Annotated in this window: 15 protein-coding genes; 10 read left to right on the forward strand and 5 right to left on the reverse strand. The window is 39.3% G+C overall.

All coding sequences use genetic code 11. The annotated features are described in order from the left end of the window. Nucleotides 1-50: 50 nt before the first annotated feature. The 4 genes from Q4489_RS05480 to Q4489_RS05495 form a co-directional block, all read right to left on the reverse strand. On the reverse strand, nucleotides 51-1,616 hold the full coding sequence (locus Q4489_RS05480) for a radical SAM protein (protein ID WP_303477969.1): 1,566 nt from the start codon (nucleotides 1,614-1,616) through the stop codon (nucleotides 51-53). A gap of 2 nt (nucleotides 1,617-1,618) precedes the next feature. Further along, complete coding sequence (locus tag Q4489_RS05485) at nucleotides 1,619-2,644, reverse strand: 6-hydroxymethylpterin diphosphokinase MptE-like protein (RefSeq protein ID WP_303477971.1); 1,026 nt, start codon at nucleotides 2,642-2,644, stop codon at nucleotides 1,619-1,621. 32 nt (nucleotides 2,645-2,676) lie between these two features. Then, complete coding sequence (locus tag Q4489_RS05490) at nucleotides 2,677-2,850, reverse strand: hypothetical protein (RefSeq protein WP_303477973.1); 174 nt, start codon at nucleotides 2,848-2,850, stop codon at nucleotides 2,677-2,679. Nucleotides 2,851-2,961: 111 nt separating this feature from the next. Continuing rightward, nucleotides 2,962-5,445, reverse strand: coding sequence for a 6-hydroxymethylpterin diphosphokinase MptE-like protein (locus Q4489_RS05495; RefSeq protein ID WP_303477975.1), 2,484 nt, complete (start codon nucleotides 5,443-5,445; stop codon nucleotides 2,962-2,964). 281 nt (nucleotides 5,446-5,726) lie between these two features. On the opposite strand from Q4489_RS05495, the gene Q4489_RS05500 reads away from it, so the two are divergent. Further along, entirely contained in the window at nucleotides 5,727-7,220 is a 1,494-nt protein-coding gene (locus tag Q4489_RS05500; RefSeq protein WP_303477977.1) for a sigma-54 dependent transcriptional regulator, read from the forward strand. A gap of 55 nt (nucleotides 7,221-7,275) precedes the next feature. Here Q4489_RS05500 and Q4489_RS05505 read toward each other — a convergent pair whose 3' ends face one another. Further along, nucleotides 7,276-7,446 carry a hypothetical protein gene (locus Q4489_RS05505; RefSeq protein ID WP_303477979.1) on the reverse strand — a complete coding sequence of 57 codons (171 nt, stop codon included), beginning with the start codon at nucleotides 7,444-7,446 and terminating at the stop codon, nucleotides 7,276-7,278. 133 nt (nucleotides 7,447-7,579) lie between these two features. Between Q4489_RS05505 and Q4489_RS05510 the strand changes: the two genes are divergently transcribed. The 9 genes from Q4489_RS05510 to Q4489_RS05550 all read left to right on the forward strand — a co-directional run bounded on the left by Q4489_RS05510 (nucleotide 7,580) and on the right by Q4489_RS05550 (nucleotide 18,122). Next, a complete protein-coding gene (locus Q4489_RS05510; protein WP_303478206.1) occupies nucleotides 7,580-8,716 on the forward strand; it encodes a PAS domain-containing sensor histidine kinase in 1,137 nt (378 codons plus the stop codon). After that, complete coding sequence (locus Q4489_RS05515; protein ID WP_303477981.1) at nucleotides 8,703-10,043, forward strand: sigma-54 dependent transcriptional regulator; 1,341 nt, start codon at nucleotides 8,703-8,705, stop codon at nucleotides 10,041-10,043. Before Q4489_RS05510 ends, Q4489_RS05515 begins: the two co-directional genes overlap by 14 nt. A gap of 178 nt (nucleotides 10,044-10,221) precedes the next feature. Next, nucleotides 10,222-10,575: a flagellar hook-basal body complex protein FliE gene (fliE, locus tag Q4489_RS05520; RefSeq protein WP_303477983.1), complete on the forward strand. Its 354-nt coding sequence runs from the start codon at nucleotides 10,222-10,224 to the stop codon at nucleotides 10,573-10,575. A 165-nt stretch (nucleotides 10,576-10,740) separates the two neighbouring features. Beyond that, on the forward strand, nucleotides 10,741-12,354 hold the full coding sequence (gene fliF, locus Q4489_RS05525; protein WP_217693852.1) for a flagellar basal-body MS-ring/collar protein FliF: 1,614 nt from the start codon (nucleotides 10,741-10,743) through the stop codon (nucleotides 12,352-12,354). Next, the gene (gene fliG, locus Q4489_RS05530; protein ID WP_074500676.1) at nucleotides 12,347-13,396 is read left to right on the forward strand and encodes a flagellar motor switch protein FliG; all 1,050 of its coding nucleotides are present in this window, start codon (nucleotides 12,347-12,349) and stop codon (nucleotides 13,394-13,396) included. The genes fliF and fliG overlap by 8 nt, the downstream gene beginning before the upstream one ends. A 36-nt stretch (nucleotides 13,397-13,432) precedes the next feature. Further along, the gene (fliH, locus tag Q4489_RS05535) at nucleotides 13,433-14,230 is read left to right on the forward strand and encodes a flagellar assembly protein FliH (RefSeq protein ID WP_303477986.1); all 798 of its coding nucleotides are present in this window, start codon (nucleotides 13,433-13,435) and stop codon (nucleotides 14,228-14,230) included. Nucleotides 14,231-14,260: 30 nt separating this feature from the next. Then, nucleotides 14,261-15,628 (forward strand): flagellar protein export ATPase FliI, encoded by a 1,368-nt coding sequence (gene fliI, locus Q4489_RS05540; RefSeq protein WP_303477987.1) that lies wholly within the window; start codon nucleotides 14,261-14,263, stop codon nucleotides 15,626-15,628. Between the two features lie 23 nt (nucleotides 15,629-15,651). Continuing rightward, the gene (gene fliJ / locus Q4489_RS05545) at nucleotides 15,652-16,101 is read left to right on the forward strand and encodes a flagellar export protein FliJ (protein ID WP_303477989.1); all 450 of its coding nucleotides are present in this window, start codon (nucleotides 15,652-15,654) and stop codon (nucleotides 16,099-16,101) included. Nucleotides 16,102-16,241: 140 nt separating this feature from the next. Continuing rightward, on the forward strand, nucleotides 16,242-18,122 hold the full coding sequence (locus Q4489_RS05550) for a flagellar hook-length control protein FliK (RefSeq protein WP_303477991.1): 1,881 nt from the start codon (nucleotides 16,242-16,244) through the stop codon (nucleotides 18,120-18,122). The last annotated feature ends 14 nt before the right edge of the window (nucleotides 18,123-18,136 follow it).

Consider the following 18,136-nt stretch of genomic DNA (forward strand, 5'->3'; position numbering starts at 1 on the left):
GTTTGCCTACATCATTGTAAAGTAGATTATTATTGTGTTGATTACGCATGTTAGCTCGCAAGCGGGCCTGCTTCTTTTACGGTTTTTAAATTAAAAGACATTTTAGGCTGGATCACTGGCGCAAGTTTTTCTTGCACAGGTGCCCAATGCTGCTCTGATAAATCTAATAATCGAAGATCTTTTAGATAAACAATCTGTTGAAGACCTAATAACTGCATTGGTGAAAATTCATGGCTAATGGTTGCTGTGATCTTACTCGCATCACCTAGATCCATAATATACGCCTCAAGGTCCTGATCATACTGTTCCATAATAGAATCTTTGTAGGCATAGTACCATTCAGAACCTGGGTAAGCAGTGGCAAAATGCGGTTTAGCGGTAATGCCTAGCTCAACTAATGCTTCAATTGTATTTCTGACGCTCTCAAAGCTTTCTTCAGGAAAACCAATGATGATATTTGGAATAGGTTTAATACCAGAAGCTAAACAGGTTGCGATACTTTGCTTATTTTTACGTGCGTTTGAGCCTTTACCAAGGTTACGTAACACCGTGGGATCAAACGATTCTAAACCATACACTAAGTGTGTGCAGCCAGCTTCATACATTAATTTTAACGTTTCTGGACGATGTAAACCCGCATGTGAAGTACCGTTCCAATGTACACCTTTACAGTTTTCATCGTGAGGGATACCTTGTTGCCGACATGTAGGCTGTAAGCCTGCTTCAATCCATTTTTTACATAACTCTTTTAGCCAAGTGCCTTTACTGGCCACATCCATTGTCATGAGGTTTTCATCAATAAAAGCAGCAAAATCAATATTATATTCTTCATATAAGTGTTTAACCATGCTGACAATATAATCAGCGCTATGGTACCGAATGTTACGGCCATAGGTAAATACTACATCGTTTTCACCGTTGTCATTTTCTTCAACAAGCATGTCGCCAGTTGTGCCTAAGTGCCAGCAATACTTGCAGGTTAATCCACAGCCAAAGCTGCCGTTAATGTCCATACGGCGTTTTGAAGTAAATGATTCTTCACTAAATAAGTTTGAGGAATTGGCAAAATAGATATCTAATGGGAATAAATGCCATGCAGGCCAAGGTAACGTATCTAAGTCTTTAATGTTTGGTCTGATATTGGTTAAAAAACTTTTTCCAGTAAGATCTCGATGAATGACACCAAGCACGTCTGAGTAGTTAAAATCTTTATTATCTATTTTTTTGAGTACTTCAGGGAAGGTGACAAATGATTCGCCGATACAACCTACGTCAATTTCAGGGATCCATTCGAAAATTTCATGAGGCATAGAAGTTAAAAAGCCGCCGCCAGCAATAAGCTGAGCGTTTGGTGCGCTTTCTTTAATAAGTTTGCAGGATTTTTTAATGTAATTGTAAGTGGTTGTTAAGCCACCAATACAAATAGCATCCCATTCATCTGCTTGGCAAACCTCGATAATGGTTTCTAACGGTAATCGATGGGCATTCGCATCATAAATTTGTACTAGATGACCTTCTTTCATGGCAATAGCGGCAAGTAATGCAATACCATAAGGTATATGGCGAGGCACATCTTCTTCTCGAACAACGGGGTTTATAAACAGTATTTTAGCCATAATTATTGCTCGCTATTGAGAAATTGATTGAAAGTAATACAGGGTAAATTATCTGCAAACAACGTACCAGCTTCTGAACAATTGTAGGTCTTTCCTGATGCACGAGAGAATAAATCTAAAAAGTTATTCCGATACCAAAAATAGGTTGGGTCGGTATAAAATTGTTCATTCGATAATGGAAATATAAACGTGGGGAACAGTTGTTCTAATTCTTCTCGCGTATTCGCAAATTCTTGCAACTCATAATAAGTTTGGGTCATTTCAATTGGTGTTTCGCTATGATATCCAAGGTCCATGCCTGTTAAAGCAATGGTGGGCACTTTTAATATCGCATTGGCAAATACCCATGCAGCAGTACCGACTGTACCACCGGTATTCATACAAGATTTTTTATTTATTTGATGAATTTGACGAGTGAGACTATCCGGATCTTTTGGGTTATCAACGATCGGATTCCACCAGTACATATCAAATCCTGCATCTTTTGCTCGTTCTACAACATTTTTAGGTGCAGAAGAACATATGATCAGCTTTATTTGTGGTGCATATTTGTTAATTAAATCAATGTTTTCTTGATTTTCTTTGATGGAATTATTCCGAAATTCCACGTCTAAATCTTGACGTGAGAAGTAATCATCATTTCGAGTGTTTTCTTCAAATTCATTATCACCAAACCAGCGAACGATGCGAGTAGGGTGCGGATCAAGTGTTAAAACATAATCAGGAATAATACCATTTTTTAAACACTTAACTAATGAACCATCAATGGCAACAATAGCCCCCGGATAGTTGCTTTGTTTTAATTTTGCTAATACATCAAATTTATGTAAGCTTGGGCCTGCACTAACAATAATCGCAGAGTTTCTTTTGCTTTCAGATAGAGGCGGTAAGTCTTTAAAACTTTTTTCTGTATAGGGTAAATTAGCCATAGCATTAGTGACAAGATCTTGGCTATGCCAATCTTTACCAATTTCAGTAATTTTGGAAACTACATCAACAAATTTTTCATTCATGTCGCTTTGCGTCATTCTGCACTCTCTTAACGAATATTTTTACTTGTTTAGTCTTCGCCGTCCCATGTTAAATCGGTGCGTTCAACATAAACCATACTGCCTCCAATAGAGTTTAGAGCTGCTTTTTTAAACGTAGATTCTAATGTGTCACTGTCCTTGGTTTCATTTGGCTTAGTGACTTGCTTTTTAGTGGTGAAATTACCTTTTAATAAATCGCTCATGGTCGCTCCTGTTGGTTGTCTTAAATATGAGTATTAACTGTTAAGGTTAGCAAACAATACCAACCTATATATCGTCACTGATGCGTTTATTCTTTAGCTTTATCGCACCTTTTATTGTGAAGCATTGAGTTTTTGTAAAAACTCTTTCGCTTTTTTATCATCCGGCGCACTTGATAGGGCAGTTTCAAATGCTATTTTTGCTGAATCAAACGCATTCCCATCGAAATAAAACTCCCCTAAACCATTCCATAAAAACGCATTTTTAGGGTCTTGCTCAATACATTGGTGAAAATAGTTTAATGCAACTTTTTCATCCCCTAAAAGCCGTAATAATTTAGCAAATTGCGGTAAATAAGTTATCGACAATACCGAAAGTTCTTGTAAGCACGCTTTTGCTAAATCGTAATCCTTAAGCTTATATGCAATACCTGCAATTTGCTGAAGTTCATCTTCTTCAATATTTTCTGGAGGCAGCTGTTCAAAATAATATAACGCATCCTGATAGCTTTCAGTTAAGATTGAACAGTAAGCTAATCCTAAATTATACAATTCTTTAGCTCGCTCTTCAGTTTCCATTGAAATCTTTAAACTATTAATTAATGTTGTTAATGCATCGATATTTTTTTGATGAAATAAAGTGATGATTTTACGTTTAACCCCATCTAGAGAAGCTTCTTTTTTGGTGCGGGTTAAATGTTTTGTTTCAACGTTATCGATATCTGCAGAGTGTACTGTTGCATAACGTTCAAACATAGATTTTTCTTCGCCGGTGAACGTGCTTTGATCAACGTGAGTATTTTCTAACCAATACTGCGCTCTACCGAACACTCTATCTTTTTCCCACTGCGCAAACATTATTGATAAACGTGGAGTGGGTTTTTGTTCTTCTATTCTGCTTTTAATTCTTTCTAATGACTTATCAAGTAAAATGATGAGGTTTTCGCAGGTAACAATATAGGCTTGATAGTAGAGCTTACCTGTTTTTTCTACTTTATCATCAGACCATTCATCAGATGAGTTTGCTTGGGCTGAGCTGATGAACTTATCAATGCCAAAGTTTTTAATGAATTTCGACGTGCGTTTGAACGTTGTATCTAGTTTCTTTTCAATTTTATCCATCTCAATTTTATGCTTGAAATTTTCGCTTTCATTCCCTTTTTCGCTAAAGAGTTGCTCATTTGCTTTTAATGCTTTTTCTGCAAGCCTTTTTATATCTTTAACGTCAGCGAGTACTTTTTTAACATTTGTTTTCACTACATTGTAATCATGCTGTACTTCACTTGTTGTCATATTAGGAATACAGTTGAGAATTTTATCTGCATAGTGTTCTTTGTCATGCGTAAAAGACAGTGCGGAAGTAGGAACGTGTTCAATGTGTGGTAAGCAAGCTGCATTTGCGGATAAGTTATAAACAGCTTGATCTGTTTTCTTAGCCTCTTCGGCGATTTCAGATAAACGCTCGCCAGCAGTGCCAAAAACAATAAGTGTCTCAACGGTATTTCCAGCATAAGTTTTCACCCAAGTGCCTGGGCGTCCAAGTGTCGGGCCTATGTTTGCTTCATTGCTTCCTGAGGCATGAGTAACCCCTTTTTCAGAAAAACAGAGGTCAACACCCGATAATAAAATGTTACTGAACCCCATGTCTACAGCCGCTTTTAGTGCAGTATTAGTCACCGTTGGACCAGCAGATTTTAGGTTTTTCTCATCACCTTTTTCATCCCAAGGGTATCTTCGGTTAAGGTATGCACTTTTACCGTGCCATTGAGCCAACAAAAATGGCGTAACGCTGTTGGAGTGCAAAAATAGCACGTTGGAAGGAAACAACAGCAACTCTTTACTAACGTCATAACTTATTTCATACGGATCAACGGAAACGACAATATGAGGGATAAGCCCTATTTGATTAAGTTTTCTTGCGATTCGCGATACAGCAATGATCACTACGTGGTCTTTATGTTTTTTAACCCATTCTATATCTTCATCTAATGAAGGGCCGCCAGCAAGAATGATACAAGTATCGCCTTTGAATTTATTTTTAAAAACTAACGCAGGTGTTTGATTTTCACAGATATTCATTAACTGTGGACTCATAAAAGGAGATACACCAAGCGTTGCCCGTGTTATGAAGCGGTAGCTTTGAAATTCTTGTTCGAATTGTAAAATGGCGGCATTGTATGCTGGAACAAATGAGTCGATGGCGGCAACCGACTTAATGAACTGACAATAATCTTTATACAAATATAAGTCCATACCAAACGCTGTAGCGCATTCTTTCCATTTATCAATGGTGGTAATAGTGATGTAATCAGGTAACTCGTCAAGTTTGTTTTTTTGTTTTAGCCGTTCGATGACTGCTGGTAATTCAATAAATAAATAACGAGTATCAACAGGCTTATCGAGTTGAGCGACATGATCGAGTAATAAGCCCGAATCGGTGCCAAGAATTATGTAGAATCGTTCTTCAGCTTGCAGTTTTTCATCGTATAAATTCTCAAAGACTGCTTGAGAGGGTTGTTTTTCAAAAGCGTTTCTATTGATTAGGTATAAATACTCCTCGCCAAATTGAGAAGTTAAAAAACTGTCGTTTATTTCCATTTTATCGCCTCTGCCTATCAAAATAGAATACATTAATTACCATGAACTAATTTCTTCATGACTAATGGCAAATTACATAGCAAATTACACGCCATTACTCTACATAAGCAAAAGGTTACGCGTAATTTGCCGAATTTGCACGTTCAGACTTATAACTATCATAAATAAAGCGCCGTAAAGTCAAAGTTATGACGCCACAGTGTCAAAATTTTGTTGAATATTCACCAATCCTCGCTACAATCAAAACTGGAACGTTTAAAAATAAAGGTTATCAAAGGATTATGCAGGGTCAAAAACATATTCTTGTCGTTGATAATGACGCAGCAAGAGCACAGCAACTTGCTACAATTTTAGCATTCGTCGGTGAGCATTTTCATTGCTACGCACAGGATGAAATTATTGATGTACTGCCAACACTCTCTAATACTTTGACCATTATCCTGTGTGGTGATGTGAATGATGCTGTGGTTACTTTAGTTAAACGTAACCCTAGTTGTCCTTTTTTATTGCATGATGTTATTGATAAACAAAAACTTGTAGGTTTTGTGAATGTTATTGGTGATGTTAGTGCGCCACTAAATTACGCGCAATTAACGGAAATGATCCATCATTGCCATCAATACCATAATAAGCTTCCGATCAATAAAACAAAAAATGCAGGCAATGCTGCACTTTTTCGTTCACTGGTGGGTGGCAGTGCCCCAATGCAACATGTACGGTTTCTAATTGAACAAGTTGCATCAACGCAAGCAAATGTATTAATACTTGGCGAATCGGGTACTGGTAAAGAAGTTGTGGCTCGCAACATTCATAACTTATCTGATCGCGGTAAAGCGCCTTTTGTACCGGTAAATTGTGGTGCGATTCCTCCTGACTTACTAGAAAGCGAGTTATTCGGTCATGAAAAGGGAGCCTTCACTGGGGCTATCTCAACCCGCAAAGGCCGTTTTGAGCTTGCCGAAGGTGGTACACTTTTTCTTGATGAAATTGGTGATATGCCGCAACCAATGCAAGTAAAACTTTTACGTGTGTTGCAAGAAAGAACCTTTGAGCGTGTCGGTGGAGCCAAAAGTATAAAGGCGAATGTACGTGTGATCGCGGCAACTCATCAAAACCTAGAAGAAATGATCAAAACCAATGCCTTTCGTGAAGACTTATATTACCGACTCAACGTTTTCCCGATTGAAACCCCCGCGCTTCGAGACCGCAAAGAAGATATTCCGTTATTACTAAAAGAGTTAATGTCGCGTTTTGAAAACGAACAAGGACAAACGGTTCGTTTTACAGAGCGTGCTATCGCTTCACTACAAGAACACTCTTGGGCAGGCAACGTACGTGAGTTATCAAACTTAATAGAACGCATGATTATCATGTACAATGAACAAGTGGTTGACGTGTCAGAACTACCTAAGCGTTATCGTCACATTGATGTTGAAGAGTACAACCCTGAATACCCCGAAGAATTGCAGGAACGCGAAGCAATTAATGAGTTATTTGCTGGTTTTGATACTGACACTGGCGATGAAAATATTAATGATGACAGTTTGATGGCTGGCTTTGAAGAACAAAGTAGCAGTGCCGTACAAGTTGATAAATTGCCGGCAGACGGTTTAAATTTAAAAGAGTATTTAGCAGATTTAGAAGTGTCTCTGATCACTCAGTCATTAGACAAAAACGATTGGGTGGTAGCACGGTCTGCAGAATTACTTGGTATGCGTAGAACAACACTTGTTGAGAAGATGCGAAAATATAACGTACAAAAAAGTGACGATTAATGATAAGTGGCAATTATTTTGCTTTATATCCAGTGGGTCTATCAATAATAAATAGCTACTGCTCGTTTGCGCGGTTAATACGTTCACTCAATGAGTTTGTTTGCAAAAAAGACGTTTGCGGAAATGCAGCAAGTTCGTATTTCCAACACCTCGAAACGCTGAATAAAGCAATATTTAACGCATAGTGGCGTTTAAGCGTTTTAACATTGACAAAATCTTGACTCATATATTTTCTTTCTGCAGTTCTTTGATAAACATAGAGAAATTTTGTTGGCATAATTAATGCTTTTTCTTGAATATTATCGTTATTCGAGAAGTGTATTATGGTTGTAGCCGTTGCAAATCAAACTAATTCTACTATGAATCAACAAAAGGTGTTTCCGTTTGTTGAACAGCCATTTATTGCCAATAAGCATAAACTCGCCACAGAGTCATATGTTGGCGAGCTTGATTTATTACGACAGCAATCAAATCAACTCGAAAAACTAATCGATGTAATGCCAACGGGTATGATAATGCTCGATGGAAATGGCATTGTGGTCAAAATGAATAAAATTGCCAGCCAATTACTTGAAGAGCCAATTTTAGGCCATCCATGGTTTGAAGTGATCCGCCGTTCTTTTAAGCCTCGTGCCGATGATTGGCATGAGGTATCACTTAAAGATGGTCGCCGTGTAAAGTTAGAAATTACCGCGTTAATCGATCAACCAGGGCAGCTGATAATGATCACTGATTTAACGGAAACTCGCTTATTGCAAGATAAGTTGAGTCAGTTACAGCGGTTGTCATCCCTTGGTCAGATGGTGTCGAAACTTGCTCACCAAATACGTACACCACTTTCAGCAGCGATTTTATATGGTGCTAATTTAAAAAGTAAGCAGTTACAAACTACTGAACGTGATAACTTTCAAGCAAAGCTCATGTCGCGTTTATCTGATCTCGAACAAACTGTGAATGATATGTTGTTATTTGCAAAAAGTGGCCAACAACAAGTTGTCTCATCTTTGTCGGTCAATGCATTAGTCAACGCTGCAGTTCATGGAATGGAAGCACTTATTGAGCAAGCAGATGCTGAAGTTGATACTCAATATTGTCCAGAAGATTGTCATGTATTAGGCAATGAAACCGCGCTAAGTGGTGCTATTCAAAACCTTATTCATAATAGCCTAGAAGTCATTGAATCAAAGGCTAGCATTCATATTGCCTGTTATTGCAAAGATGGAAAAGCGTATATCAGTGTCAAAGATAATGGCTGTGGAATAGCGGCAGAAAAGGCCGCCAAAATTTTTGAACCTTTTTACACGTCCCGCAGTCAAGGCACTGGGCTAGGACTTGCCGTTGTAAAATCAGTTGCTAATGCACATCAAGGTGAAGTGCATTTAATAAGTAAGCCAGGAGAAGGCGCACATTTTGTAATATCATTACCCTTGTTGCCAAATGAAACTGGTAGCGAGTCGTTAACTTCACCTCAGGAGAGTTACGATGAGTCAAAGTAAAATCTTAGTGGTAGAAGATGATGCCGGATTACGAGAGGCATTAATTGATACCTTAAACCTTGCAGGATACCAATGCATTGAAGCAGAGTCAGGCGAAGCCGCATTACTGTTGTTGAAAAGCCATCAAGTAGATTTGGTAGTAAGTGATGTACAAATGTCAGGTATGTCAGGATTAAACCTATTAAAAAGCATCAAGTCATCGTTTGCCAAAATGCCGGTACTTATTATGACAGCCTACGGTACGATTGATGATGCTGTACAGGCAATGAAAGATGGTGCCTGTAATTATATGGCTAAACCTTTTGCCCCTGAAGTATTATTAAATATGGTTAATCAATACTTACCAATCCAGCAAAATGACGCTTTTGAACCTATAGTGGCTGATAGCAAAAGTAAAGAATTGTTATTACTTGCAAGAAAAGTTGCCTCTACAGACGCATCAGTCATGGTATTAGGCCCAAGTGGCTCAGGTAAAGAAGTTTTAGCACAATATGTACATGGACATTCATCGAGGGCGAATAAACCTTTCGTTGCGATAAACTGTGCAGCTATCCCAGAAAACATGCTAGAAGCGACTCTGTTTGGTTATGAAAAAGGGGCATTTACCGGTGCTATACAAGCATGCCCTGGTAAATTTGAACAAGCACAGGGCGGTACTATTTTACTTGATGAGATCACTGAGATGGATCTTGGTTTGCAAGCGAAAATATTACGTGTGTTACAAGAGCGTGAAGTGGAGCGGTTAGCTGGCCGAAAAACCATTAAATTAGATGTGCGTGTTATCGCAACCAGTAACAGAGACCTTAAAGAAGCCGTTAACGAAGGTATATTTCGAGAAGATTTATATTACCGACTAAATGTTTTCCCATTAAACTGGTTACCACTTGCGCAGCGCCGTGATGATATTGTACCGCTCGCTAATCATTTGATTTCAAGAATTTGTCAAAAAAATCAGCAAGAGGCTCCTGAGTTTACGCCTGCAGCCTGCAGTAAATTAAATGCTTATCAATGGCCAGGCAATGTTAGAGAGTTAGATAATGTGATACAACGCGCATTGATTCTACATAGTGACGGTGTCATTGATGCAGCAGATTTATTAATCGAAAATTTTGATACGCCAGCTATTGCTGATGTTTCTACAGTAACTGCGAGTGATGATAAGTTGGGAAGTGAGCTAAAAATGCAAGAACACCAAATTATTTTAGATACCTTGCAAGCATGCCATGGTAGTCGCAAAGCGGTGGCGGAAAAATTAGGTATTAGCCCAAGAACGCTCCGTTATAAAATCGCACGTATGCGCGATAGTGGTATTCAAATTCCTGCATAATCCCTTCAATTAAAACACCGATGCTTATTTTTATTGTTAATAAGTTCGGTGTTTTCTTATTTTAAATCCTTATCTGTATGATTTTTAATTTAAATAATTAATGTTTTTTGTGGCATTAATGTTGCTTTATTACCGTTAGTACACAATTTTTCAAAAGTTTGACACTAGCGAGAATATCATGGATATCAAAAGCAATTCCTTGTATGCCCAAATGCAAAATATGCAATTAGAAGCAATGGGTAACCGCACATCAACCATCAAGAATGATAACGTTATTGGTGCTGAAGTTGCGCCAGTAAACTCATCTCAAAGTGACTTTGCTTCCATGCTTAAACAGGCGGTTAATACCGTCAATGATATTCAACAAGAAGCTGGTGATAAACGCACGCGCTTTGAAATGGGTGATCGCAGCGTTACGCTTGCAGATACGATGATATCTGCATCAAAGGCCAGTGTCGCGTTTGAAGCCACAGTGCAAGTGAGAAATAAATTTGTCGAAGCATACAAAGAAATTATGAGTATGCCTGTTTAATCGTTCGGATAGCATAATCGTACGCGTAAAAAGTAGTCAAGCGGAGAATATATAGTGGCTGATACAACAAATACAGCATTAGCAACAGCTGACGGTGGTAACGATCTTGTTGCGAATGACAACGCAAATGACGGTATCGAAGAGCAAAAGTCTGGCTTATCGGCAATGATGGGTAACGTTGATGTGTTACGTCAAGTAACGCTTATTATGGCATTAGCCATTTGTTTAGCGATTGCAGTATTCGTGATCATGTGGGCAAACCAGCCAGAATATCGCTACTTAACCAAGCTTCCTACTGACCAATTGATTAAAACGATGGATTTTTTGGATGCCAACGGCGTAGATGACTATATCCAAGAAAATAATACTATTTCTGTACCTGCTGACCGCTATCAAGATATTAAGTTAATGCTTGCTCGTGAAGGTTTAACTGACGAACCAAACGACCGAGAAGAAATCATCATGCAAGATATGGGCTTTGGCGTAAGCCAACGCTTAGAACGCGAGCGATTAAAGCACTCTCGTGAACAACAACTTGCGCGTACTATTCAAGAATTACAAACCGTAAGTCGTGCAAAGGTATTATTAGCCATTCCACGTGAAAATGTCTTCGCAAAACGTGAAAAATCACCTTCTGCAACGGTTGTGGTAACGTTACGTAAAGGGCGTTTATTATCAGAAGAAGAAGTTGATTCCATTGTAGATATCGTCGCTTCTGCGGTGCAAAGTTTAACGCCTAACCGTGTAACCGTGACTGATCAAAATGGCCGCTTACTTAATTCAGGATCTCAAAATTCCATTTCATCACGTTCACGCAAAGAATTTGAAATTGAACAAAAGCGCGAACAAGAGTACATGGATAAAATTGATACCATCATGATCCCCGTTGTTGGTTTAGGCAATTACACGGCACAAGTTGATGTAACAATGGATTTTACCAATTCAGAAGAAACACAACGTCGTTACAACCCCGATTTACCTGCACTACGTAGCGAAATGAAAGTGGAAGAAACCTCTATTGGCGGAACACTTGGCGGTATTCCAGGTGCGTTAACCAATCAACCACCGTTAGACTCAAATATTCCTGAAAATGCAACAGGAACCAATAGCCAACGTTCAACGCCTAGCCGCAAGCACTCTGAATCCACGAAAAATTTTGAGCTTGATGAATCAATTAGCTATACCAAACAGCAATCAGGTGTGATTCGCCGCATCAGTGTTTCGGTGGCACTTGATTATTTAAATTCAACCAACGCAAACGGAGATGCGGTACAAACGCCAAGAAGTGTTGAAGAGTTAGCGAATATTCGCCGGTTACTGCAAGGCAGTATTGGTTTTGACCTACAACGTGGCGATGCCTTAGAAGTTGTTACTTTACCTTTTTCTCGTATGGAAGTTGAAGTTGAAGAAGCGGTGCCTTTTTATCAAGAAGCCTGGTTCCTTAAAATATTGAAGCTGTCGTTAGGTGCTGTGGTGATTATTATATTGATATTATCTGTAGTAAGACCAATGCTGAAACGATTAATTTATCCTGATCAAAAACCTGAAGATTATGGTGATAAGTCACTTGATAGTCATGTAGACTTAGGTGATGAAACCATGGATATGTTATCTGCTGATTTCGATGCTGGTGCGGTTGGTTTTGCGCCTGACGGTAGTCTACAATTACCAGACTTACACCGTGATGAAGATATTTTAAAAGCCGTTCGAGCTTTGGTAGCGAATGAACCAGAGTTGTCCTCTCAAGTTGTCAAAAGTTGGTTGATTGAAGATGAGTGATGAAGCACAAGAACTAGCCGCAATTCCACAAGGGTTTGATGTAGACAAACTCGATGGAGCCGAGAAAGCTGCAATTTTATTGTTAAGCTTATCTGAGGAAGATGCCGCGCAAATATTAAAACACTTAGAACCAAAACAGGTACAACAAGTGGGCATGGTTATGGCCGCGATGGAAGATTTTACTCAAGAGAAAATCACCGCGGTGCATAAGCTATTTATTAATGAGATTCAAAACTTTAGTACCATAGGTTTCCAAAGTGAAGAATTTGTTCGCAAAGCGTTAACTGCAGCCTTAGGTGAAGATAAAGCCGGCAACTTGATTGATCAGATTGTCATGGGTGGTGGTGCCAAAGGTTTAGATTCACTTAAATGGATGGATTCTAAGCAAGTAGCGAATATTATCCGAAATGAGCATCCACAGATCCAAACGATCGTTTTATCATACCTAGAGCCAGAACAGTCTGCTGAGATATTAGGGCAGTTTGCAGAGAAAACGCGTTTAGACTTAATGATGCGTATCGCAAACCTTGAAGAAGTTCAGCCTGCGGCCCTTCAAGAACTCAATGAAATTATGGAAAAACAATTTGCGGGTCAAGCTGGCGCGCAAGCTGCGAAAATGGGCGGCTTGAAAGCAGCTGCAGATATTATGAACTATTTAGATACCAATGTTGAAGGTATGCTAATGGATTCAATTCGTGAACATGACGAAGAAATGAGTCAACAAATTCAAGACTTAATGTTTGTCTTTGAAAACTTAGCTGACGTTGACGATCGCGGTATTCAAGCGATTCTACGTGAAGTTCAGCAAGATGCTCTTATGAAAGCAATTAAAGGTGCAGATGATACCTTGAAAGAGAAAATAATGACCAATATGTCTAAACGCGCAGCTGAAATGATGGCTGACGATTTAGAGGCCATGGGCCCTGTACGTATCAGTGAAGTTGAAGCGGCACAGAAAGAAATTTTATCAGTGGCAAGAAGATTATCAGATGCTGGTGAAATAATGCTAGGTGGTGCTGGCGGTGGTGATGAATTCCTATAACTTGATTTACGTTTCTAGCGTGTAAATGGTGCAAGAATGAAAAATTTTTCAGGCGTAAATGTTGAAGAAAACATTATTAAACCAGAACAGACGACTGAGTCTGATGTTTGGGCATATCCTACGGTTGAAGAAGATATCGACCAATCAACAATACCGACAAATGCACTGGGTAAAAAACCTTCATGGCGTTACGAGCCGCCTGAAGAAGTCGAGGAAGAAATACCACCTTTAACAGCGGAAGATATCGAAGCCATTCGACAAGCCGCACATCAAGAAGGTTTTAACCAAGGTAAAGAGGAAGGTTTTTCTACTGGTTTCGAAGAAGGTCAAAAAGCTGGGCACGAAGAGGGCTTTAAAGCAGGCCATATTGAAGGGATTGATAAAGGGTTAACTGAAGGTAAAGAAACCATAGAAACCCTTGCAAATAATTGGCAAATGTTAGTTGACCAGCTGCACAAACCAATAAAAACAGTTGAAAAAAATGTTGAACAGCAGTTACTTCAACTTGTTGTTCAATTAACCGAAGCTGTGACCTATCAAGAAGCTAAAACCAATCAAGATATTTTATTTGAAGCCATCAACAAAGGGATGAAAGCATTGCCTAGTCAAGAGGCACAAACGCAAATATTACTAAACCCTGAAGATATCATGCTGGTAGAACAACAGTTTACGCCTGAATACATTAGTGAACAGGGCTGGCGATTACTCCCCTCACCACAGTTACCCAAAGGCAGTTGTCAAATCGAAAATAGCACATCAAATATCGACTTATCGATAAAAACACGATTAACCGATGTGTTGGAATCTTTCTTGCAAAACGCATTACATCAATAATCGTTTTTTGTTCAGAGTGTCAAATATTTGATGATAGACGTAGAAGGCATTACTCAACGGCTGGCTAATAGCCAACAATTTATTCATCGCCAACCTATATCGGTTGCTGGGCGATTAGTGCGCGTTGTTGGATTAACGCTAGAGGCTGTTGGTGTTAAAGCTCAAGTGGGCAGTCAATGTCTAGTTGAAACCGCCCAAGGTGATTTAATCGCTGAGGTGGTTGGTTTTTCAAACGAAACTACCTATCTAATGCCTGAACAAAGCTTGCAAGGGGTATTGCCTGGTGCACGCGTTGTGCCCTTAACAGCTAAAGCACGATTACCATTGTCAATGGAATTACTTGGCCGAGTGGTAGATGGTGTAGGCAAACCCTTAGATGGTAAAGGGCCAATCAAAACGGATCCAGAAGCAAAGCATTCTTCTGAGCCCATCAACCCATTAGCACGTCGTGCAATCACACAACCCTTAGATGTTGGTGTTCGCTCTATCAATAGTTTTATTACGGTAGGCCAAGGCCAACGGATGGGGTTATTTGCAGGCTCTGGTGTAGGTAAAAGTGTATTATTAGGTATGATGACTCGTGGCACAACCGCTGATGTAATTGTGGTAGGGCTAGTAGGTGAGCGTGGCCGAGAAGTTAAAGAGTTTATTGAAGAAATTTTAGGGGAAGAAGGGCGAAAACGCTCTGTTGTTGTTGCAGCCCCGGCAGATAATTCACCATTAATGCGACTAAAAGGCTGTGAATCAGCGGTGAAAATTGCTGAATATTTTCGCGACCAAGGCATGAATGTTTTACTACTGATTGATTCTATTACTCGTTATGCTCAAGCACAACGCGAAATTGCTTTAGCTGTTGGCGAACCGCCAGCGACAAAAGGATACCCGCCGTCGGTATTTTCAAAGTTACCACAACTTGTTGAACGTGCAGGAAATGGTGGTGATGGGCAAGGTGCGATCACGGCATTTTTTACCGTATTAACCGAGGGTGATGATTTACAAGACCCTATTGCTGATGCTGCACGGGCAATACTTGATGGCCATATTGTATTATCTCGCCAGCTTGCAGATAGTGGACATTTTCCAGCGGTTGATATTGAAGGCTCTATTTCTCGGGTTATGCCTATGGTTACCAGTGATGAACACCAAGATCTTGCGAGAAATTTAAAACAGTTTTATTCGCTATATCAACAAAATAAAGATTTAATTTCCATTGGAGCATACAGCAAAGGTACTGATCCAAGAATTGATCAGGCAATTCAATTATTGCCGGTAATTAACTTTTTTCTTCAACAAAAAATGCATGAAATTGTACCCTACGATCAAAGTTTGGCACAGTTGCAAGAAGTTATAGGCGCGGCGCAAGCGCATGCTCAACAACAAAATACAGCGTCTGAATAATGTTAGAGCTGAGGTAATTAAAAATGTCGATGACACAATTGAATACGATACATAAGTATGAATCAGACAAAGAGCATAAAGCAGTTCAACAATTGCAATTAGCTGAAAAAGATTACCAAGAGAACCTCATTCGCTTGCAAAGTGTTGGTGAGTTTAGGCTGGAATATATGAAACGACTTGATCAACGGGCAGTATCAGGAGTAGATAGCGTAACTTACCGCCATTTTCATGCATTTGTTGCTAAATTAGACAATGCAGCAGAACAAGTTGAGATCGCCATCAAGCAAGCAAAAGCGTTAATGGAACAAAGAAAGCAACAATGGACGTTACAGCATCAAAAAGTGCAGGCAATTGAAAAGTTACAAGAAAAACAAAAAATGTTACTCGCTAAAAAGGCTAACAGAGCAGAGCAAGCGATGTTTGATGAAATTGCAGCACAACAATATTTTCGTCGCCGTAACCCACAGTACTGATCTCGCGACTACCGGTTTTTACACCATAAAATTAATGCGAAGCTATGTAGTGGAATAAAAATTGCAGAATATTTATTAATAATGCGTTAACGCGTAAAGCAAGAAAATATTATCTAACTGATCAGTGAAGGTTTTTTACGATGAGACAAGTAAACGTACTACCCGTAGATGTAAGTCAAAGTGTTGAAAGTAAAGGAATATTGTCAAGCATCGATACACAAAAAAGTGCGGGTGCTGGAAAAAGTAAATCCAGTAACTTTTCAGATTACATGGCGGATAAGTCTGCCAGCTATGACGGCAAAAAGCGGCAAGAAACCGCAAATGAACAACAATCACAAATAGCGAATGATAAGCAAGCTGTCTCACGATCACAAACGTCAGAGCAATCAGCGCAACCATCAGAGAATACTAAAGATGTTAATCATCAAGTAACAGAAGAAAAGTCAAACAATCAAGATATTCAAACTGATACCGTTGAGGAAGAAACGTCAGAGCAGACAAAAGCATTCGAAAATAAGTCAACTGAATATGTAGATGCAACTGTCGAGAATACGCGTGCTGAAATTGCCACCAAATTATTAGACTTTATTAATGCCTCTGAGGTCACCTCTACTGAACATAGTCAAAAATATGAGCAGTCAAGACAAGCAGCACTGGAAATGGCTAAACAGGTTAATGTCCAGCAACAAATTGAGCAGTCTGGTAAAGCGCCGGTTGAAAAAGTAGAGTTGTCACAAAAAGAGCAAAAGCTTGCCACTGAAATTCAAGCCATATTGGCTGGACGAGAAACAAAAAATCAATCTCATAAAGCCCAAGAAGCTCAAGCAATTACCGTTTCTGGCAATAGTGAAGCAAACAACGAAAATACCACTGACTTAAAGAAAGTGAATGGTAATGAAAAAGTGTTACAAACGTTGGCATCAACGGAGCAATTAAATCGTGTAAAGTCGGCGAGTACCGGCGAACAGGCAAATAGTGTAGATGCGGAAAATAACACTGAAGGTGATGTTCAAAAGGCTTCGCAGTTAACTCAACAGCAAGCTAAGCAAGTGAATGCCATAATTGATGAAAGTTTAGATGTTGATACCAAAAAAACGACAGAACCGGTCATTTCTGCCTCCGTTGTTAATCCTGCGTTAAATGCTAATAAAACTGCTGAAGTTGACGCGGTAGCCGTTGAAAAGCAACGCGCAGAAAAACCAATTTCAGTAGCGCCAATTAACATAGAAAATACACAAAAAGCCGATAATAAAGAAAACAACACCCGTATCGTAAATCAAGCAACTGCCAATGTGGTTAATGTTGATGCTAAAACCGATAGCTCATCAACTGGTGATAGTGAGCAACAACATAATACTGAGCAAAACGCTCAAAAGCAGTCAATTGACTTAAAAGCTAATATTCCAGTTGATTCGGATAAGCAGACAATAGTTGAGCCAAAAACAGAGCGTCAAGTAACCTTTTCAGAGCCAACTAGGCCAACTACTAGCCTAACGCCAGAGCAAGAACAAGCTGCGCAGGCGATACACGCTAAGGCCTCTGCAGAAAGTGTTTCGGTACAAGCAACCCGCTCAACACAGATTATCGCTCAAGAAACCATTGCGATTAATCGCAAAGACTTTAGTGCCGAGGTTAAAGAGAAAGTTATGGTGATGATCAATCAAAAATTGAGACAACTCGAAATTCGGTTAGATCCCCCAGAACTTGGTAGCATGCAAGTTAAAATTAATATGCAAAATGAACAAGCGGCCGTTAACTTTGTTGTGCAAAACCCGCAAGCAAAAGATGCATTAGAACAACATATGGGTAAACTAAAAGAAATGCTTGAACAATCAGGTGTTGATGTCGGTGATGCTAATATTGAACAGCGTGATCAACAAACCAATGATGGCGACGAAGCGGGTGGTGAACAAGCACAGGGCAAAAATCGAGGTGAAAATAGCTCGACTCAAGAGCAAATAGCTGCTTCAGAGGTAAATTTGTATAAAGCTTCGTCAACCGGTGTCGATTACTACGCTTAATTGCATAAAAGCAG

It is taken from the genome of Thalassotalea sp. 1_MG-2023 (assembly GCF_030546745.1).
Lineage (GTDB): Bacteria > Pseudomonadota > Gammaproteobacteria > Enterobacterales > Alteromonadaceae > Thalassotalea_C.